Source organism: Streptomyces sp. Je 1-79 (genome assembly GCF_025195125.1).
GTDB lineage: Bacteria > Actinomycetota > Actinomycetes > Streptomycetales > Streptomycetaceae > Streptomyces.
This window is the reverse complement of record NZ_JAMGSL010000007.1, coordinates 384,585-403,001: the sequence shown is the minus strand read 5'-3', so window position 1 is coordinate 403,001 and position 18,417 is coordinate 384,585. Positions and strand designations below refer to the sequence as shown.

The following is an 18,417-nucleotide window of genomic DNA, read 5'->3' as shown; positions in this document are numbered from 1 at the left end:
TCGCCGCCATGCATGCGATCACGATTCCGGAACCCGGTGGTCCCGAGGCCCTCGTCTGGGCCGAGGTGCCCGATCCCGTGCCCGCCGAGGGCGAGGTGCTCGTCGAGGTGGTGGCGAGCGCCGTCAACCGCGCCGACCTGCTCCAGCGACAGGGCTTCTACGACCCGCCGCCCGGCACCTCCCCGTACCCCGGCCTCGAATGTTCGGGCCGGATCGCCGCGCTGGGCCCGGGGGTCTCCGGCTGGTCGGTCGGGGACGAGGTGTGCGCGCTGCTGGTGGGCGGCGGGTACGCGGAGAAGGTCGTCGTCCCCGTCGGCCAGCTGCTGCCGGTACCGGACGGGGTGGACCTCGTGACGGCCGCGGCGCTGCCCGAGGTGACGTGCACCGTCTGGTCGAACATCTTCATGATCGCCCATCTGCGGCCCGGCGAGACGCTGTTGGTGCACGGCGGTGCGAGCGGTATCGGCACCATGGCGATCCAGCTCGCCAAGGCGGTCGGCGCGAAGGTCGCGGTCACCGCCGGCGGACCGGAGAAGCTGGCGCGCTGCGCCGAGCTGGGCGCGGACATCCTGATCGACTACCGCGAGCAGGACTTCGTCGAGGAGCTGCGCAAGGCCACCGACGGGGCCGGTGCGGACGTGATCCTGGACATCGTCGGAGCGAAGTACCTGGAACGCAATGTGAAGGCCCTCGCGGTCAACGGCCGCCTGGCGGTCATCGGCCTGCAGGGTGGCGTGAAGGGCGAGTTGAACCTCGGTGCGCTGCTCGCCAAGCGGGGCGCGATCACGGCGACCACGCTGCGGGGCCGTCCGCTGCACGAGAAGACGGCGATCGTCGCCGCAGTGCGTGAGCACGTCTGGCCGCTGATCGGCTCGGGGACGGTGCGTGCGGTCGTCGACCGTACGGTGGAGATGCGGGACGCCGCAGAGGCGCACCGCGCCCTGGACTCGGGAACCCACGTCGGCAAGGTCCTGCTCGTGGCGCCCACGGCGGCCTGAGAGCGCGAGGAAAGGGCCCGGCACCCCCGAGGGGGTGCCGGGCCCTTCTTCGTACAGCGGGCGCCGCCCGCAGGGGCGGACTAGAGATACGGGCCCGAACGGATCGCGTGGCCCCGGCCGTTGTCGTCGTCATCGTCGGAGGACGCACCCGGAGGCAGCGCACGGCGCATCTGCTCCAGCTGGGCGCGGGCCGCCATCTGCTGGGCGAAGAGCGCCGTCTGGATACCGTGGAAGAGGCCTTCGAGCCAGCCCACCAACTGGGCCTGCGCGATCCGCAGCTCCGCCTCGGAGGGGATCGCCTCGTCGGTGAACGGCAGGGAAAGCCGCTCCAGTTCCTCGACCAGTTCGGGCGCGAGCCCGTCCTCCAGCTCCTTGACCGAGCTGGCGTGGATGTCCTTGAGCCTGACACGGCTGGCCTCGTCGAGAGGTGCCGCGCGTACTTCCTCCAGGAGCTGCTTGATCATGCTGCCGATGCGCATGACCTTCGCAGGCTGCTCGACCATTTCCGTCACCGGGACCTCGCGGGATTCGTCGTCACCCTGAGTGCCGCCGAGCGCCATCCCGTCCTGTCCCACGATGAGGACCTGGGGAGTCTCCTGCGACCGTTCATTCCTCGGCATCTCCATGCCGCCATTCTCTCGCACACATGCCTCACCACACGGTGTGCCCCCGGAGGAGGGTGATCCACCCTTCTCCGGGGGCACAGGACGGCAACGGTCCGATCAGGTCGCTTCGCGGCGGGCCAGGGCCCCGCGCGAGCGGGTCACCAGGGCCGCCAGGAGCGCGGCGCCGAGCGGTACGGCGACGAGGAGCGCCGCGAGCGTCTCCCAGGGGACGACGATCGGGACGTACGGCGCTTCCGCCGCGGTGGCCCAGCCCTGGTCGAGGCTCTCCTGGTAGAAGCGCAGCTCCTGGCGCTCCTCGGTGAGCCGCAGGCCCATCGCAGGGAGCACACCGGCCGCCGATCCCAGGATCACGCCCATCGCGGCGACCACCCCGCACTGGAAGCCGCTGAGCGTGCGGCGGACCCGCGGGGGCGCGCCGACGGCGGACAGTGTCTTGAGGTCGGCCTCGGCGTCGGCCTGGGCGAGGCCGGTGGCGATGCCCGCGGCGCCGATGGTGACGAGGCCGGCGAAGACGGTCAGCGAGAGGAGCACGATGCTCATGTCGCTGACGAATCCTTCCTCCAGGTAGAGCCCGACATCGCTGCCGATCTTGGCGAGCTCGCCGTCGAGCTTCTGGCGCTGCTCGGCGGTGGGCATCGTGTCGGTCGAGAAGAACGAGCCGAGCGGCACCGTGGGCAGGCCGGCGGCCTTGGCGGCGGCGGGGGTGAGGAGCGCCTTCACTCCGTAGGTGTCGGCCTTCCCGGTCACCAGGTGGGCGGGCAGGGACTTCACCTCGCCCGGGACCGGCTTGTCCTCCATCGCGGCCTCGTTCGCCTTCTGGTTGTCGGCGATCAGCTTGATGCCGAACTTTCCGTTCGCGTCGACGGGGGCCTTGGCGAAGGAGACGACCTTCCCCTCGGCGAGCGCCTTCTCCGCGCCGGCGTCGTCGACTCCGAGGACCTTCAGCAGGGAGGCGTCACCGATCAGCAGGCCGCCCTCGAGATAGACACCGTCACCGAAGTCACCGCCGGGGCCGGTCGCGCAGCGCCAGTCCTCGGCGAACTTGCGACGCTGCTCCTTGGTGAACTTCGACGCGGGGTCCTCGCCGTTCTCCGAGGACCACAGCGGGCACTCGTTGGGCTTCGGTATGACGATCTCGAAGCGACCGCAGCCGGGGCTCTCGCTGTACATGCCGCAGCTCGCCCTGCCGATCTGGATGCGCTGGACATCGGCGCGGGAGTCGACGGGCCACAGGCGCTGTACGGCGTCCCGCACGGCGGGGACGTCCCGGCCGCCCTCCTCCATCACGAGCGCGGAGACGGCGCCGTGCGGCAGGGTCGCCGTGTATCCGGCCTGTTCCTGGGCCTCGTGGCTGGCCGTGTAGGTGGAGACGGCGACCGTTCCGGCGACGGCGGCGAGCACGGCGGCGACGGCGGGTGCCGTACGGCCCCGGTTGCGCACGGCGTCCCGCAGGGCGAGGCGCGGCGAGAGCGGCAGCCAGCGGCCGGTGCGGCCGAAGAGGCCCACGAGGGCGGGCGTCATGGCGACCACGCCCAGCTCGGCGAGGGCGCTGCCGCCCGCGACGATCGCGAACTGGTCCGAGACCACCGATCCGTAGAGCGCGATCGCACCGCCCAGGAGCAGGGCTCCCAGGCCGACCAGCGGGAGGACGCGGCTGCTGCGGCGCACACCGCGACGGCCGGTCAGCGAGGCGAGGACGGTCTGCCGGGAGGCGGTGACGGCCGGGACGATCGCGGCGAGCAGGCCGGTCAGCACGGCGATCAGCGCGATGCCGAGCAGTTCCAGCGGGCGGATGTCGAACGCGCCGAACCGCTGGCCCATGGCGTCCTCGAGGACGGGCTGCAGGGCGAACGTGAGGATCAGGGCGAGCACGGTGCCGGTGACGGCCGAGGCGACGCCGATGACGAGGCCGCCGCTCAGGACGATGGCGCGGATGTGGTGGCGGTCACCGCCGTTGGCGCCGACGAGCCCGAGCTGACGGCGCGAGCGGCGGGCGCCGACGGCGAACGCGGGCCCGGCCAGGAGGCAGATCTCCAGCATGGCGAGGCCGACGACCGTGCCCACGGCGGCGAGCTCGGCGGCCCGGGCGCCGGGGCTGGTTTCGAAGTTGCTCCAGCCCTCCTTCTGGAAGAGCGGGACATCGGCCTTGGCGGGCGGGTCCAGGAGCACGGCGCGCGAAATCACGGCCACACCCTTGGTGTTGATCTTCTGGACCGTGTTCCACGTGAAACCACCGGGGGCCTTCACCAGATACGTCGTGGCGACGTCGGTGACGCTCAGCCCGGCCTTCTCGACCGCCTTGGCGTACGGGGCGAGGAACGCGCCCGGCAGGGCGTTGACCTGGTCGGCCTTGAGCTCGTTGGGGAGCTCGTACGAGCCCACGATCCGGAACGTCCGGTCGTAGCCGCGCGCGGAGAACGTGGAGCCGATGGTCAGCCCGCTGGTCTCCAGGAAGTGCGTGGTCGCGGCGACCTCGTCGGCCTTCTGCGGGAAGCGGCCCTCCTGGAGGGTCATGATCCCCTTGGCGATCGGGTCGTCGGCCTTCAGCTCACGGATCTCGCTCTGGAGCAGCCCGTGGGTGGTGGTCAGCTTGGCGCTTCCGGAGCTGTCCGTGAGGACGGTGGAGCCGGCCGGGAAGGTCTTGGTGACATCGGTCGGGCCGCTCGGCCAGGGCTTGTCCTCGTACTCCTCGACCGGCGTGTACGTCTCGCCGCCCGGGTCCTGGAAGATCGGCACACCCTCCACGGAGGCGTCGTTGAACCGTGCGTCGGCGGCGCCGATCGTCCGGCTCAGGCTCTCCTCGGTGGAGAGCTCGGAGCTGCGCAGGGTCAGATCGGCGGCGCTCACGCCGAGGATGGGCAGGGCGATCATCGCGAGGACGAGGAAGCTGCGTCCTTTGGAGCGCCAGGCGTCACGGCGCGCGATGCGGATCGCGGCGCGCCAGGAATGGAGCCACTTGTTCACCGCTCGGCCGCCTGGCCGGTCAGGAGCGAGTCGGCGTCGCTGCGCACGGTCTGGTCGACCACGGCGCCGTCCCGCAGGAAGACGACGCGGTCGGCCCACGCGGCGAACCGCGGCTCGTGGGTGACGAGCACGCCGGCGGCTCCGGCGTCGCACCGGGCGCGGAGCAGGGCGAGGACGGACTCGCCGGTCTCGGAGTCCAGGGCGCCGGTGGGCTCGTCGGCGAGGACGAGACGACGGTCGCCGACGAGGGCGCGGGCGATGGCCACGCGCTGCTGCTGGCCGCCGGACATCTCGTCCGGGAAGCGGTCGGCGAGGTGGCCGAGCTCCATCTCCTCCAGCGCGGCCAGGGCTTCGACACGCGCCTTGCGGGCGGAGGTGCCGTCCAGTTCGCGCGGCAGGGCGACGTTCTCGGCGGCGGTGAGGGCCGGGATGAGGTTGTAGTCCTGGAAGACGTAGCCGATGCTGCGGCGTCGCAGGGCGGCGAGGGCCTTGCGGCCGGCGGTGGTGATGTCGGTGTTCTCGACGATCACCCGACCGGAGGTGGGGGTGTCGAGGCCGCCCGCGATGGTGAGCAGGGTCGACTTGCCGGAACCGGACGGGCCCATGACGGCGACGAGTTCACCGGGGAAGACATCGAGGTCGATGCCGCGCAGGGCGTGCACCTCGGTGGCGCCGGAGCCGTGGACGCGGGTCAGGTTCTGGAGTTGCAGCACGGGCTGCGCTGTGGACATGGAGGGGTCCCCCTTGGACGTACGGGCGCTGCTGGCGCCGTCGTACGGAGCGGTTGGAGAGAGGTGGTGCGGGTCTGTGGGGCCGCGGGGTCAGCGCAGCCGTGCCGGTCGCGTGTCCGTGGTGGACGGCGGAGCGGCGGGTGAGGCGGCGGGCGGGTCGGACGGCGAGGCCGAGGCGGAGGCCGAACCGGACGTCGGCGCGGGCGTCCCGGCGGTCGTGGGAGGCCGTGGGTCGCCCGCGCCGGCGGCGGACGTCGACAGCCGGATCAGCCGGGCCTCGCAGTGGTCGAGCCAGCGGGCCTCGGCCTCGGTCTGGAAGATCAGCTGTTCCAGGACGAGGAGCCAGGCCACGTCGTCCCGTTCCCGGGACTCGCCGTTCTCGAGCGTGGCGAGCGCCTGGGCCTTGAGCCGGGTGTAGTCCTGCATCGCCTTGACGGTGTGGCGGCGCTGGGCCTGGATGACGGCGCGGATGTCGACGCCCGGAGCTCCGACGGCCATCGCGAGCTTGATGGCGAGCTCGTCGCGGGCGGGGCTGGTCCGGTCCACCGGCTTCTCGAACCAGGCTCTGAGCTCTTCGCGACCGCTGTCGGTGATCGCGTAGAGCGCGTGGCCGGCGTCGTCCTCGCCGCCCTGGGCGACCATGCCGTCCCGTTCGAGACGGTTGAGGGTCGTGTAGACCTGGCCCACGTTGAGGGGCCAGGTGGAGCCCGTGCGGGACTCGAACTCCGTACGGAGCTGCGAGCCGTAGCGGGGCCCGCGTTCGAGGAGGGCGAGAAGCCCGTGGCGGATCGACATACTCAGTATGTATACCGAGTATGTCGACGCCGACAAGCGACCTGAGACGGAACCAGCGCGTCCGTCTCAGGGGGGACACGCGGGGTCGTGCGAGGGACCGAGAAGCTCAGCGGTTCCGCATCCGTACGCCCAGAAAACCGATGCCGAGCCCCATCAGCGCGAGCCCCGCGCCCAGCGTGAGTACGGGAATCTGCCGGTCAACGGTGGTGGTGGCGGTCCGGGAGTCGAGATGGGGCGCCGCGGCGGGCACGGTGGCGGGCGTCGACGTGGGCTCCGTCGCCTCCGTCTCCGGTACCGCTTCGAGCTCCTCGTCCGCGCCCTCGGCCTCCTCGTCCACTTCCTGGGACGGCTCTTCCGCTGTTGCTGTTTTGGTACGTGAAGGGTCGGGCGGCCCGCCCGTGTCGCTCGGCCTCGGGGGCGCCGGGGGCCGGCCGGGCCGCTCGCGGCCCTCCCCGGCGGGGCGCCCGGCCAGCGAGCGGGAGGCGGTGGGGCCGGGGGCCTCGGAGACCGTCGCCGAGGGCGCCGCGGGCGCCGACGGCCAGGAGGCGGGGGAGGAGGCCGAGGTGGAAGGGGGCCGGGCGGAAGGAGGCCGGGCGGGCGGGCCGGAGGCGCCGGGGACGCCCGGTCTGCCGCTCGCCGGGACCGCAGCGGACGGCGAGGGTGAGGAGGGCGGCGAGGGCGGCGAGGGCGACGACGACGGCCTGGGCGGTACGGCCTTCGCGCTCGGCCCGGAGGGCGCGCCCTTCGACGGCCCCGCCTTCCATGCCGCCGTCGCCATGGGAGCGGGAGCGGGCCGATCGGACCCGTACGCCACCGGTACGGCACCCATCACCAGCCAGCACACGGCCACGGGACCGAGCGCCCGCCACCGCACCACCCGCGTCCGCAGTGCCCGCGTCCGCGCGCGGCGGAGTCCTGGAGTCACCGGGTGACCCCCCTCCCGTACGAGCCGCCGAGGTTTCACGCTCAGCGTCACATGTCGGGGCATTTCCGGCATCCGGGCGCCCGCGCGGGGGTGAGGAGGCTCGTGGGAGGGAGGGCGCCCGCCGCCGAGGACGAGCGCCCGAGGACGAGCGCCCAGGACGAGCGCCCGAGGACGAGCGCCCCAAGAGCCGCGGTCGTTACTGCCCCGGGTCGCCCGTGGAGATCTCCAGGGTGAACTCGGCGTCGTCCTTCGACGCGTCCTCACCCGCCGGCGGGTACTGGCTGAGGACCGTGCCCTCGCCGTACGTCGCCTCGTCCACCGGGGTCTGCTTCGTGAGCTTCCAGCCCGCGGCCTGGAGGCAGTCCTTCACCGACTGGATGTTCTTGTACGTGAAGTCGGGGATCTCGAACTTCGACGGGTCGTCGCTCGACTCCCTCGGCTCGGTGCACTTCTTCACGTCGATGGTCTTGGTCAGGTCGGGACCCTTGTGTCCGGGGGCGGCCGACTGGCTCTGGCTCGGGTCGCCGCCGCCGTTGTCCGCCGGGTCGTCCTTGTTGAGCGCGATCGCGGTGATCACACCGCCGATCGCGATCAGCGCGACGACGATCGACCCCACGACGACCGGCATGTTCCGCTTGGGCCCGCCGGAGCCGCTGTTCATCGTGGTCTGCGGCGACATCTGGTACGGCCCGGGAGCGGGCGTCTGGTAGACCGGGGACGGCGGCGGGGTCTGCGCCTGCTGCGGGTATCCGTAGGAGGGGGCAGGCGTCGGCGGACCGTACGGGCCCGGCTGCGGCGTCGGGTGCTGGTACGGCTGCTGGACACCGTGTGTCGTGGGCGGCGGGGTCTGGCCGACCGGCGGGAAGACCGCCGAGCCCACGCCCGCACCACTGCTGACCGGGCCGCCCGCCACGATCACCGGCGCACCCGTCTGCCCGGCCGACAGCACCCGCAGGCACTCGTCCTGCATCGCGGCGGCGCTCGGGAAACGCTCGTTCGGGTTCTTCTTCAGCGCGCGGGCGACGAGCGCGTCCATCGCCGGGGTCACCGAGCGGTTGATGGACGAGGGCGCGACCGGCTCCTCCTGCACGTGTGCGTACGCGATCGCCAGCGGCGAGTCCGCGTCGAACGGCAGGCGGCCCGTGAGGAGTTGGAAGAGCATGATGCCGACCGAGTACAGGTCGGAACGGGCGTCCACCGCGCGGCCCAGGGCCTGTTCGGGGGAGAGGTACTGCGGGGTGCCGACGACCATGCCGGTCTGCGTCATCGAGGTGACACCGGACTGCATGGCGCGGGCGATGCCGAAGTCCATCACCTTGACGACGCCGCGCTTGGTCATCATCACGTTGCCGGGCTTGATGTCCCGGTGGACCAGGCCCATTTCGTGGCTGGTCTCCAGCGCGGCGAGCACGTCGGCGGTCACCTTCAGCGCCTTGTCCGCCGGCATCGCGCCGAACTGCCGTACGTCGGAGGCGAGGACCGAGCCGAGCGGCTGCCCCTCCACGTACTCCATGACGATGTACGGCATGACGGCGCCGTCGAGGGTGTCCTCACCGGTGTCGAAGACCGAGACGATGTTCGTGTGCGAAAGCTTCGCGACCGCCTGGGCCTCGCGCCGGAACCGCTCGCGGAACGACTGTTCCCGGCCGAGTTCCGTGTGCAGGGTCTTGATGGCCACCTGGCGGTCCAGCGCGCTGTCGTACGCCAGGTAGACGGAGGCCATGCCGCCCTCGCCGAGCAGGTCGCGAAGCTGGTACCGGCCGTTCGCGACCGAACCGCCCGCGTAGCGACCCTGTGCGCCGTCCTGGCTCATTCGTGCTCCCCCTACGCGCGCGTGGCGGCGCTGATCCGGAATTTCCTGGCCAAGTCTGCCCCAGGGCACCGACACGTCAAGCCGGGTGCCCGTTCCGTGACCCTCCGCGCAAGAAGCGTCTCGGAAGCGTTACACGAACAGGCCGGAATTTGCATCGGCGTACGCGCGGAGGGTTGGATGGCCGGTCCACTCGGACCGTGGTGTCGGACGAAGCCTGTAGCGTGACGGCGGTACGGCACCACACCACGGACAGATGACGGCGAGGACTGATGGCACCCGAATCCGAAGCAGGCGGCGGCGGCCTGTCGGGCGCCGCCGCGGAGTCCTGGGGCGTCGGCGGAGTGGTCGGTGACGGACGGTACCGGCTGACGCACCGTCTGGGACGAGGCGGCATGGCCGAGGTGTTCGCGGCCGAGGACGTGCGGCTCGGCCGCACGGTCGCCGTGAAGCTCCTCCGCTCCGACCTCGCCGAGGACCCGGTCTCCAAGGCCCGCTTCACCCGCGAGGCGCAGTCGGTCGCGGGCCTCAACCACCATGCGATCGTGGCGGTGTACGACTCCGGCGAGGACGTCGTCGGCGCCCAGTCCGTGCCGTACATCGTGATGGAGCTGGTCGAGGGCCGCACCATCCGTGACCTGCTGATCAGCGCCGAGGCGCCGGGCCCCGAGCAGGCCCTGATCATCGTCTCCGGCGTGCTGGAAGCGCTCGCGTACTCGCACCAGCACGGCATCGTGCACCGGGACATCAAGCCCGCGAACGTCATCATCACGCACGGTGGCGCGGTGAAGGTGATGGACTTCGGCATCGCGCGCGCCCTGCACGGCGCGCAGTCGACGATGACCCAGACCGGCATGGTCATGGGCACGCCGCAGTACCTCTCCCCCGAACAGGCTCTCGGCAAGGCCGTGGACCACCGTTCCGACCTGTACGCCACCGGCTGTCTGCTGTACGAACTGCTGGCGCTGCGGCCCCCGTTCACCGGCGAGACCCCGCTCTCGGTGGTCTACCAGCACGTCCAGGACATCCCCGTCCCGCCCTCCGACGTCGCGCAGGACGCGCCGCCGGAGCTCGACGGGCTGGTGATGCGCTCGCTGGCGAAGGACCCGGACGACCGGTTCCAGAGCGCCGAGGAGATGCGCGGGCTGATCCAGTACGGCCTGCAGATGCTCCAGCAGGCGGGCGGTCACACCGGCACGTGGAACACCGGCCCGGTGGAGGTGCACGAGGGCGGGCACACTCCGGTCGGCGGCGTCGCGGCGACGACCGCGATGGGCCACCCGATGCACCACGAGACCGCGCAGGGCCCGATCCTGCCGCCGATGAACCCGGACGACGGCGGGGTCGGCGGGTACGGCGGCGGTGGTTACGAGCAGGACGGCTACGGCCACCAGGGCGGTGGCAAGGGCGGCCGCGGCAAGGTGCTGCTGTTCGTGGCGCTGGCCATGATCGCCATGGTGGCGGGTGTCGTGTTCGCGCTGGACAAGGCAGGTGAGAAGGGCGGTACGACGGACAAGCCGACGATCACCGACTCGCCGTCCACCGTCACGGATTCGCCGACCCCGTCCGAGGAGCAGACGCCGCAGACGCAGCAGCCCGAGACCTCCACGGGCGGCGACCAGAACACGTGGACGCCGTCGTACACGCCTTCGACGCCGCAGACGACGCCCCCGACGACTCCGCCGACGACTCCGCCGACCGACCCGACGGACGGCGGCACGGACACCGAGGGCACCACGGAGGGCACGACCGAGGGGTCCACGGAAGGCTCGACCGAGGGGTCCACCGAGGGCACCACGGAGGGCACCACGGAGGGCAACGGCAACGCGGGCACGACGACGGGCAGCGCCAACGCGGGCACGACGACGGGCACGACGGCCGGTACGACGGCGGGCGCCGCGGACGGCGGGACCGGCACCACCCCCTGACCCGTACCGAGCCGGTCAGCCCGCGAACGCGTCGCGTACCGCCTCGTACTCACGGGTCCACCACACCGCCAGGGCCGACGCCGCGGGAAACTGCGGGTCGGCCCTTCGGTCGTGCAGCTGGTAGCGCCAGCGCAGTATCCAGAAGTCGTTGAGCCGCTCCCACCACACCCGGTGCACCGCCGACGCCAGCTCCGCCCCGTCCGCGCCCGCCGCCCGGCGGTAGGCGCGCGCGTACGCCCGCACCTTCTCGAGCGCCAGCTCACCCGCCGGCCGTACGAAGAAGATGGCGGCGGCCCTGACGGCCTCCTCCGCCCGGGGCTGGACCCCGAGGCGGTCCCAGTCGACGATCGCTGCGGGCTCGGCCCCCCGGTAGAGCAGGTTCAGCGGGTGGAAGTCGCCGTGCACCCAGCCGGCCGAGGTGGCGCGGGGCGGACGGCGGTGGGCGTGCTCCGCGAGCAGCCCGCGCCGTTCGAGCAGCCGGTGCTCGGCGAGGGCGTCGAAGCCGGTGCGGGGCCGGTGGGCGCGGGCGAGACGGAGCAGCTCGTCGATGACCCGGAGGGTGTCCTCGGGGCGGGCGCTCTCGTGCCCGTCGCCCTGGGGCGGTGACTCCATGACCTGCTCCAGGCAGGTGTGGACGTGGCCGAGGAGCGCGCCCAGGCGCCGGGAGCCGCCGGTGGAGAGCTGGGCGCCGTCGCGGTGGCGGCCGTCGACCCAGGGGTGCAGGGCGTAGCAGCGGCCGCCGATGACGGCGACCGTGCGGCCGGCGGAGTCGGCGAGCGGCGGGGCGACGGGCAGGCCGAGGGCGTGCAGACGCTGGGTGGCGCGGTGCTGCCGGCTGATGGTGTCCCGGTCGGCGGTGGGGGCGTCGAGGTGCTGTTTGAGGAAGTAGGCGCCGCGGGTGGTGGCGAGGCGGTAGCCGCGGTTGAGGAGCCCCTGGGTGACGGGTTCGCAGGAGAGCGGCTCGCCGGCCTCGCGGTAGCGGCGCAGCAGGGCGCCGACGGGCGGAGCAAGCGTTTCAGATGAGCGCGGCACCCGCCAGATGTTAGATCACGCTACGTGCTGGAGATGTCGCTCGGTGGTGTAGTCCAGCTGGTGCACGGTCACGAACTGGGGCTCGATGCGCATGTAGATGGGGTCGAAGGGCTCGCCGTCCACGACCTGCGGGGTCGGGCCGAAGGCGGCCAGCTGCTCCTCGGTGGGTCGGACGACCTCCGCGGTGCCGGTGAACTGCACGGACCAGAGGTTCTCGGCGCCCGAGTTGAAGTTGTCCGCGCCGTAGGCGACGACGCTCCCCGCGCAGGCGCGGTGGTAGCCGAGACCCCGGTGCATCCGGAGCAGGACGCGGCCGTCGTCCACGATGTGGCGGGCGGGGGCGACGAACGGCATGGCGCTCATGCTCGTCGCCACCCGGCCGTACGAGACTCGGCTCAGCAGCTCGATGGCGCGGATCTCCTCGGTGGACATGGCTTCCACTCTCCCGCCACCGGCACTGCGTCGGAAAGGGGCGCCTGCCCCGGTTCGTCGGGACGTAGGTCCCGAATCGGGGTCCGCACCGGGTCGGGCCGAACGGGTGACCCTCGCGGGGCCGGCCGTACGCCCTTCGCTCACTGCCGCTCGGCCTGCAGCCGGGCCACGTACGCCGCGGCCTGGGAACGGCGCTCCATGCCCAGCTTCGACAACAGGCTGGAGACATAGTTCTTGATCGTCTTCTCCGCGAGGTGGAGCCGCTCGCCGATGGCCCGGTTGGTCAGGCCCTCGCCGATCAGATCCAGGATCCTGCGCTCCTGTTCCGTCAGGTTGGCGAGCTTGTCGTCACCCTTCGGATTGTTTCCGTCCCGCAGCCGCTCCAGGACGCGTGCGGTGGCGACCGGATCGAGCAGGGACTTCCCGGCCGCGACGTCCCGTACCGCCGAAAGGAGTTCGTTCCCGCGAATGGCTTTGAGGACATAACCCGAGGCCCCGGCCATGATCGCGTCGAAGAGCGCCTCGTCGTCGGCGTACGAGGTGAGCATCAGGCACTTGATGTCCTCGTTCTGCGAACGCACCTCGCGACAGACCTCGACACCGCTGCCGTCGGGCAGCCGGACGTCGAGCACGGCCACGTCGGGGCGCGTCGCCGGGATCCTGACCAGGGCGTCCGCCGCCGTGCCCGCCTCCCCGACCACCTCGATGTCGTCCTCCACGGAGAGCAGCTCGTGGACGCCACGCCGGACGACTTCGTGGTCGTCCAACAGAAATACCCGGATTTTTCCATCTTCGCGCACGTCCTCAGTCTCACATATTGGCTCTTCCCGTGCCCGGGGTCTGCGGGATAACGTGCCCCGTGTTCCGGCGGCCTGCCAGGCCGTTGCCAGTGCGCTGACCAGCTACTGTTCCCACTTTTCTCGATTTACTTGGAAATCCAAGCAAAATCGCAGGTCAAATGGGGTTTCGCAGTAATGCGCGGCAGTGGGTAACGTGCCTATGACAGGGCGCTCGCCGGGGCACCTGTCACGCCTGACCCGGCCGAGTCGCACCCACCCCGTGCGCGAGTACGGACAAGGCGAGCCGCACTGGCCTTTCCCGGCAACCCCGGGGGCCGGACCGACGGAGGAGCACGCACGTGACCGTGGAGAGCACTGCCGCGCGCAAGACGACGCGACGCAGCAGCGGCACCAAGCGCACTGCCAGCGCGAGCGCCAAGAAGTCCCAGACTTCGGAGCCCGAGCTCGTTCAGCTGCTGACGCCCGAAGGGGAGCGCGTCCAGCACCCCGAGTACGACATCGACCTGAGCGCCGACGAGCTGCGCGGCCTCTACCGGGACATGGTCCTCACCCGCCGCTTCGACGCCGAGGCCACCGCCCTGCAGCGACAGGGCGAGCTGGGCCTGTGGGCGTCGCTGCTCGGCCAGGAGGCCGCGCAGATCGGCTCCGGCCGCGCGCTGCGGGACGACGACTACGTCTTCCCGACCTACCGGGAGCACGGTGTCGCCTGGTGCCGTGGGGTCGACCCGACGAACCTGCTCGGCATGTTCCGCGGTGTGAACCACGGAGGCTGGGACCCCAACAGCAACAACTTCCACCTGTACACGATCGTCATCGGCTCGCAGACCCTGCACGCCACCGGCTACGCCATGGGCGTCGCCAAGGACGGCGCGGACTCCGCCGTGATCGCGTACTTCGGTGACGGCGCGTCCAGTCAGGGCGACGTCGCCGAGTCGTTCACCTTCTCCGCGGTCTACAACGCCCCGGTCGTCTTCTTCTGCCAGAACAACCAGTGGGCGATCTCGGAGCCCACCGAGAAGCAGACCCGTGTGCCGCTGTACCAGCGGGCGCAGGGCTTCGGCTTCCCCGGCGTCCGTGTCGACGGCAACGACGTCCTCGCGTGCCTGGCCGTGACCCGCTCCGCGCTGGAGCGCGCCCGCCGGGGCGAGGGCCCGACCCTGGTCGAGGCGTTCACCTACCGGATGGGCGCCCACACCACCTCCGACGACCCGACCAAGTACCGCGCCGACGAGGAGCGCGAGGCCTGGGAGGCGAAGGACCCGATCCTGCGGCTCAAGGCGTACCTGGAGCGCGAGGGCCACGCCGACGCGGCGTTCTTCGAGGCGCTGGAGCAGGAGAGCGAGGCGCTCGGCAAGCGCGTCCGCGAGGGCGTCCGCTCCATGCCCGACCCGGATCACATGGCGATCTTCGAGAATGTCTACGCCGACGGGCACGCGCTCGTCGACGAGGAGCGTGCGCAGTTCGCCGCCTACCAGGCGTCGTTCGCGGACTCCGCGGCCGAGGGTGAGGTCAAGTAACCATGGCTGTACAGAAGCTTCCCCTGGCCAAGGCGATCAACGAGTCGCTCCGCACGGCCCTCGAGAACGACCCCAAGGTCCTCATCATGGGTGAGGACGTCGGCAAGCTCGGCGGCGTCTTCCGTGTCACCGACGGCCTGCAGAAGGACTTCGGCGAGGACCGGGTCATCGACACCCCGCTCGCCGAGTCCGGCATCGTCGGCACCGCGATCGGCCTGGCCCTGCGCGGCTACCGGCCCGTCGTCGAGATCCAGTTCGACGGTTTCGTCTTCCCCGCGTACGACCAGATCGTCACGCAGCTCGCCAAGATGCACGCCCGTGCGCTCGGCAAGGTCAAGATGCCGGTCGTCATCCGCATCCCGTACGGCGGTGGCATCGGCGCCGTCGAGCACCACTCGGAGTCCCCCGAGGCGCTCTTCGCGCACGTCGCCGGTCTCAAGGTCATCTCGCCGTCCACCTCGTCGGACGCGTACTGGATGCTCCAGCAGGCCATCCAGAGCGACGACCCGGTCATCTTCTTCGAGCCCAAGCGCCGCTACTGGGACAAGAGCGAGGTCGACACCGAGGCCATCCCGGGCGAGCTGCACAGGGCACGTGTGGCGCGCGAGGGCACGGACCTCACGCTCGCCGCGTACGGCCCGATGGTGAAGGTCTGCCTGGAGGCCGCCGCGGCCGCCCAGGAGGAGGGGAAGTCGGTGGAGGTCGTCGACCTGCGCTCGATGTCCCCGATCGACTTCGACACGATCCAGGCCTCGGTCGAGAAGACCCGCCACCTGGTCGTGGTCCACGAGGCCCCGGTCTTCTACGGCTCCGGCGCGGAGATCGCCGCCCGGATCACCGAGCGCTGCTTCTACCACCTGGAGGCCCCCGTCCTGCGGGTCGGCGGCTACCACGCGCCGTATCCGCCGGCGCGCCTGGAGGAGGAGTACCTGCCGGGTCTGGACCGCGTGCTCGACGCCGTCGACCGCTCGCTGGCGTACTGAGGAGAGCATCGTGACGATCCGCGAATTCAAGATGCCCGACGTGGGCGAGGGCCTCACCGAGGCCGAGATCCTCAAGTGGTACGTCCAGCCGGGTGACACCGTCGCCGACGGCCAGGTCGTCTGTGAGGTCGAGACGGCGAAGGCGGCCGTCGAGCTGCCGATCCCCTTCGACGGCACGGTCCACGAGCTGCCCTTCCCCGAGGGCACGACGGTCGATGTCGGCCAGGTGATCATCTCCGTGAACGTGGGCGGAGGTGCGGCCCCGGAGGCTCCGGCCGCCGAGGCGGCTCCCGCCGTCGCGGCCCCGGTGGCCGAGGCTCCCGCCGAGGAGCCCGAGCCGCAGGGCCGCCAGCCGGTCCTCGTCGGCTACGGCGTGGCCGCGAGCTCGACCAAGCGCCGGGCCCGCAAGACCACGGCCGCCGCTCCCGTCTCCGTACCGGAGCAGCTGAACGGTCACGCGCCCGCGGCCGCCCGCCCGCTGGCCAAGCCGCCGGTGCGCAAGCTGGCCAAGGACCTCGGTGTCGATCTGGCGGCGGTCACCCCGACCGGTCCTGACGGGATCATCACCCGTGAGGACGTCCACCGCGCGGCCGCTCCGGCGCCCGCCCCGGTGGTCGAGGCCCCCGCGCCGGCCGCCCCGGCGCCGGTCCCTGTCGCCGCCGCGCCGGTGGCCGTGCCCGTGTCGGCGGACGGCCGGGAGACCCGTATCCCCATCAAGGGCGTACGGAAGGCCACGGCGGTCGCCATGGTCGGCTCGGCCTTCACCGCGCCGCACGTCACCGAGTTCGTCACCTTCGACATCACGCGCACGATGAAGCTGGTCGAGGAGCTCAAGTCCGACAAGGACATGGCGGGACTGCGGGTCAACCCGCTGCTCCTCATCGCCAAGGCCGTCCTGGTCGCCGTCCGGCGCAACCCGGACATCAACGCGGCCTGGGACGAGGCGAACCAGGAGATCGTGCTCAAGCACTACGTCAACCTGGGCATCGCCGCGGCCACCCCGCGCGGTCTGATCGTGCCGAACATCAAGGACGCGCACGCCCAGACCCTGCCGGAGCTGTCGCAGTCCCTGAGCGAGCTGGTCGGCACTGCCCGCGAGGGTAGGACGACCCCGGCGGCGATGCAGGGCGGCACGTTCACCATCACCAACGTCGGCGTCTTCGGCGTCGACACCGGTACGCCCATCCTGAACCCCGGCGAGTCGGCGATCCTCGCGGTCGGCGCGATCAAGCTCCAGCCGTGGGTCCACAAGGGCAAGGTGAAGCCGCGTCAGGTCACGACGCTGGCCCTCTCCTTCGACCACCGTCTGGTCGACGGCGAGCTGGGCTCCAAGTTCCTGGCGGATGTCGCCGCGATCCTGGAGCAGCCGAAGCGCCTCCTGACCTGGTCGTAACGGACAGGTCCTGGTCGTAACGACCAAACGCGGCAAGCGTGTTGTTTCACGTGAAACGCCCGACCGGGCTCCCCGGTCGGGCGTTTCCGCTTCCTCTCCGATCAAGCCGCGGCCTACCGGAACGCGGGGATGTACCGCCGCGCCCAGTCGGCGAAGGCGCGGGGCGCGCGGCCCAGGACCTGCTCGATGTGCGGGCTGACGCGCTGCTCGGCGGGGGTGGGCTCCCCGAGGATCGCCAGCGTCGTCTCGACGACGGGCTCGGGCAGGAACGCCAGCATCTGCGCGCGGGCCTCCTCCCGGCTCTGCTCCACGAACCGCACGGGTTCGCCCAGCGCGTCGGCGATCGCCTCGGCCCGCTCGCGGGGCGTGCTGAGAGCGGGTCCGGTCAGCTCGTAGATCTGCCCGTCGTGGCCCTCCTCCCGCAGCGCCACGGCGCCGACCTCGGCGATGTCGTCCGGGTCGACGGTCGGCAGCCCGGTGTCGGCGAACGGCGCGGCGATCTCCCTGCGCGTACGGACCGACTCGACCCAGGCGAAGGCGTTCGAGTCGAACCCGCCGGGGCGCAGGATCGTCCACTCCAGGCCCGACTCCCGTACCGCGTCCTCGATGGAGCGTCCCGTGTCCCCGTGGGAGGCCGATCCGGGCCGGGTCGCGACGCCCTGGGAGGACAGCAGGACGACCCGCCGGACGCCGCCGGCCTTCGCGGCGTCGAGGACGGCGTGCGGGTTCAGCAGGTGCGCGCTCGGGCCGCCGTTCTGCAGGAACAACGCCTCGGCGCCGTCGAAGACGGGCCGCAGGCTCTCCGCGTCGATCAGATCGGACCGTACGGCGTGGACACCCTTCGGTACGTCCGCGTCCGTGATGCCCCGGGACGTGGCGGTCACCTGCTCGCCGGCCGCCGCGAGCACCCGTACGAGCGATCGGCCGACGTTGCCCGTCGCCCCCGTCACAACGATCATCGTGAACTCCCCTGTCCTGTCGTTCGGTTGACGTCGACGACGCTAACAGCCTCGGTATAGTAGGTACCTAGAGGAAAGTGGCTATCCGAGGGGGCGCGCATGGCGGCCGATACGACATGGACGGCTTCGGCCGACACCGACCCGGAGCTCGCCTGCCCGGTCGCGCCCGTGGTGGACATCGTCTTCAGCCGGTGGACGACACCGATCCTGTGGACCCTCAACGCCCGTGGCCGGCTGCGGTTCGTGGAGCTGGAGCGTGCGATCGGCAGGATCACGCCGAAGGTGCTGACCCAGCGGCTGCGCCAGCTGGAGCGCGACGGCCTGGTCGTCCGTACGTACCACCCGGAGGTCCCGCCCCGGGTCGAGTACGAGATCAGCGAACTCGGCCGCAGTCTCGCCCCGCTCTTCGCGCATCTCGCCGAGTGGGCCGCCGAGAACCTGGAGAAGGTCGACGAGGCGCGCGAGGTCTACGACGCGGATCCGGCGCGGTAGCGGCCGGGCAGCGCGGCCGCGTCGTAGCCGCC

17 protein-coding genes are annotated in these 18,417 nt (G+C 71.6%); 7 read left to right on the top strand and 10 right to left on the bottom strand.

The window, feature by feature from the left end; all coding sequences use genetic code 11:
• The first annotated feature begins 8 nt into the window (after window positions 1-8).
• Window positions 9-998 (top strand): NAD(P)H-quinone oxidoreductase, encoded by a 990-nt coding sequence (locus tag M5362_RS17010; RefSeq protein WP_260228397.1) that lies wholly within the window; start codon window positions 9-11, stop codon window positions 996-998.
• An 80-nt stretch (window positions 999-1,078) separates the two neighbouring features.
• Here M5362_RS17010 and M5362_RS17005 read toward each other — a convergent pair whose 3' ends face one another.
• The 5 genes from M5362_RS17005 to M5362_RS16985 all read right to left on the bottom strand — a co-directional run bounded on the left by M5362_RS17005 (window position 1,079) and on the right by M5362_RS16985 (window position 6,451).
• Complete coding sequence (locus M5362_RS17005) at window positions 1,079-1,624, bottom strand: bacterial proteasome activator family protein (protein WP_308354879.1); 546 nt, start codon at window positions 1,622-1,624, stop codon at window positions 1,079-1,081.
• Window positions 1,625-1,720: 96 nt separating this feature from the next.
• Window positions 1,721-4,588 (bottom strand): ABC transporter permease, encoded by a 2,868-nt coding sequence (locus M5362_RS17000; protein ID WP_260228396.1) that lies wholly within the window; start codon window positions 4,586-4,588, stop codon window positions 1,721-1,723.
• Entirely contained in the window at window positions 4,585-5,319 is a 735-nt protein-coding gene (locus tag M5362_RS16995; protein WP_260228395.1) for an ABC transporter ATP-binding protein, read from the bottom strand. Before M5362_RS16995 ends, M5362_RS17000 begins: the two co-directional genes overlap by 4 nt.
• 90 nt (window positions 5,320-5,409) lie before the next feature.
• The gene (locus tag M5362_RS16990) at window positions 5,410-6,114 is read right to left on the bottom strand and encodes a PadR family transcriptional regulator (protein WP_260228394.1); all 705 of its coding nucleotides are present in this window, start codon (window positions 6,112-6,114) and stop codon (window positions 5,410-5,412) included.
• Between the two features lie 106 nt (window positions 6,115-6,220).
• Window positions 6,221-6,451, bottom strand: a complete 231-nt coding sequence (locus M5362_RS16985) for a hypothetical protein (protein WP_260228393.1) — start codon at window positions 6,449-6,451, stop codon at window positions 6,221-6,223.
• Between the two features lie 61 nt (window positions 6,452-6,512).
• Between M5362_RS16985 and M5362_RS16980 the strand changes: the two genes are divergently transcribed.
• Window positions 6,513-7,046 (top strand): hypothetical protein, encoded by a 534-nt coding sequence (locus M5362_RS16980; RefSeq protein ID WP_260228392.1) that lies wholly within the window; start codon window positions 6,513-6,515, stop codon window positions 7,044-7,046.
• A gap of 189 nt (window positions 7,047-7,235) precedes the next feature.
• Here M5362_RS16980 and M5362_RS16975 read toward each other — a convergent pair whose 3' ends face one another.
• On the bottom strand, window positions 7,236-8,852 hold the full coding sequence (locus M5362_RS16975) for a protein kinase (protein WP_260228391.1): 1,617 nt from the start codon (window positions 8,850-8,852) through the stop codon (window positions 7,236-7,238).
• A gap of 269 nt (window positions 8,853-9,121) precedes the next feature.
• On the opposite strand from M5362_RS16975, the gene M5362_RS16970 reads away from it, so the two are divergent.
• The gene (locus M5362_RS16970; protein ID WP_260228390.1) at window positions 9,122-10,777 is read left to right on the top strand and encodes a protein kinase; all 1,656 of its coding nucleotides are present in this window, start codon (window positions 9,122-9,124) and stop codon (window positions 10,775-10,777) included.
• Between the two features lie 15 nt (window positions 10,778-10,792).
• On the opposite strand, the gene M5362_RS16965 is transcribed toward M5362_RS16970, so the two are convergent.
• The 3 genes from M5362_RS16965 to M5362_RS16955 all read right to left on the bottom strand — a co-directional run bounded on the left by M5362_RS16965 (window position 10,793) and on the right by M5362_RS16955 (window position 13,041).
• Entirely contained in the window at window positions 10,793-11,809 is a 1,017-nt protein-coding gene (locus M5362_RS16965; RefSeq protein WP_260228389.1) for a phosphotransferase, read from the bottom strand.
• 15 nt (window positions 11,810-11,824) lie between these two features.
• Entirely contained in the window at window positions 11,825-12,241 is a 417-nt protein-coding gene (locus M5362_RS16960; RefSeq protein ID WP_260228388.1) for a pyridoxamine 5'-phosphate oxidase family protein, read from the bottom strand.
• 140 nt (window positions 12,242-12,381) lie between these two features.
• Window positions 12,382-13,041 (bottom strand): response regulator transcription factor, encoded by a 660-nt coding sequence (locus M5362_RS16955; RefSeq protein ID WP_260228387.1) that lies wholly within the window; start codon window positions 13,039-13,041, stop codon window positions 12,382-12,384.
• A 338-nt stretch (window positions 13,042-13,379) separates the two neighbouring features.
• Here M5362_RS16955 and pdhA point away from each other — a divergent pair, with 338 nt between their 5' ends.
• Genes pdhA through M5362_RS16940 form a run of 3 tightly spaced genes read left to right on the top strand, consistent with a single transcriptional unit; the run spans window position 13,380 to window position 16,934 of the window.
• Window positions 13,380-14,558, top strand: coding sequence for a pyruvate dehydrogenase (acetyl-transferring) E1 component subunit alpha (gene pdhA / locus M5362_RS16950; RefSeq protein ID WP_260228386.1), 1,179 nt, complete (start codon window positions 13,380-13,382; stop codon window positions 14,556-14,558).
• A gap of 2 nt (window positions 14,559-14,560) precedes the next feature.
• On the top strand, window positions 14,561-15,541 hold the full coding sequence (locus tag M5362_RS16945) for an alpha-ketoacid dehydrogenase subunit beta (RefSeq protein ID WP_260228385.1): 981 nt from the start codon (window positions 14,561-14,563) through the stop codon (window positions 15,539-15,541).
• A 31-nt stretch (window positions 15,542-15,572) separates the two neighbouring features.
• Window positions 15,573-16,934: a dihydrolipoamide acetyltransferase family protein gene (locus M5362_RS16940; protein ID WP_260228490.1), complete on the top strand. Its 1,362-nt coding sequence runs from the start codon at window positions 15,573-15,575 to the stop codon at window positions 16,932-16,934.
• 113 nt (window positions 16,935-17,047) lie between these two features.
• On the opposite strand, the gene M5362_RS16935 is transcribed toward M5362_RS16940, so the two are convergent.
• The gene (locus M5362_RS16935; protein WP_260228384.1) at window positions 17,048-17,893 is read right to left on the bottom strand and encodes an NAD(P)H-binding protein; all 846 of its coding nucleotides are present in this window, start codon (window positions 17,891-17,893) and stop codon (window positions 17,048-17,050) included.
• 99 nt (window positions 17,894-17,992) lie between these two features.
• On the opposite strand from M5362_RS16935, the gene M5362_RS16930 reads away from it, so the two are divergent.
• Complete coding sequence (locus M5362_RS16930; protein ID WP_260228383.1) at window positions 17,993-18,385, top strand: helix-turn-helix domain-containing protein; 393 nt, start codon at window positions 17,993-17,995, stop codon at window positions 18,383-18,385.
• The last annotated feature ends 32 nt before the right edge of the window (window positions 18,386-18,417 follow it).

Bases quoted from the DNA above. Each gene is read 5' to 3' on its own strand.
- M5362_RS16960 (WP_260228388.1), bottom strand. From the start codon at position 12,241: ATGTCCACCGAGGAGATCCGCGCCATCGAGCTGCTGAGCCGAGTCTCG.
- M5362_RS16990 (WP_260228394.1), bottom strand. From the start codon at position 6,114: ATGTCGATCCGCCACGGGCTTCTCGCCCTCCTCGAACGCGGGCCCCGC.
- M5362_RS16945 (WP_260228385.1), top strand. From the start codon at position 14,561: ATGGCTGTACAGAAGCTTCCCCTGGCCAAGGCGATCAACGAGTCGCTC.
- M5362_RS17010 (WP_260228397.1), top strand. From the start codon at position 9: ATGCATGCGATCACGATTCCGGAACCCGGTGGTCCCGAGGCCCTCGTC.
- M5362_RS16975 (WP_260228391.1), bottom strand. From the start codon at position 8,852: ATGAGCCAGGACGGCGCACAGGGTCGCTACGCGGGCGGTTCGGTCGCG.
- M5362_RS16940 (WP_260228490.1), top strand. From the start codon at position 15,573: ATGCCCGACGTGGGCGAGGGCCTCACCGAGGCCGAGATCCTCAAGTGG.
- M5362_RS16995 (WP_260228395.1), bottom strand. From the start codon at position 5,319: ATGTCCACAGCGCAGCCCGTGCTGCAACTCCAGAACCTGACCCGCGTC.
- M5362_RS17005 (WP_308354879.1), bottom strand. From the start codon at position 1,624: ATGGAGATGCCGAGGAATGAACGGTCGCAGGAGACTCCCCAGGTCCTC.
- M5362_RS16930 (WP_260228383.1), top strand. From the start codon at position 17,993: ATGGCGGCCGATACGACATGGACGGCTTCGGCCGACACCGACCCGGAG.
- M5362_RS16935 (WP_260228384.1), bottom strand. From the start codon at position 17,893: ATGATCGTTGTGACGGGGGCGACGGGCAACGTCGGCCGATCGCTCGTA.
- M5362_RS16970 (WP_260228390.1), top strand. From the start codon at position 9,122: ATGGCACCCGAATCCGAAGCAGGCGGCGGCGGCCTGTCGGGCGCCGCC.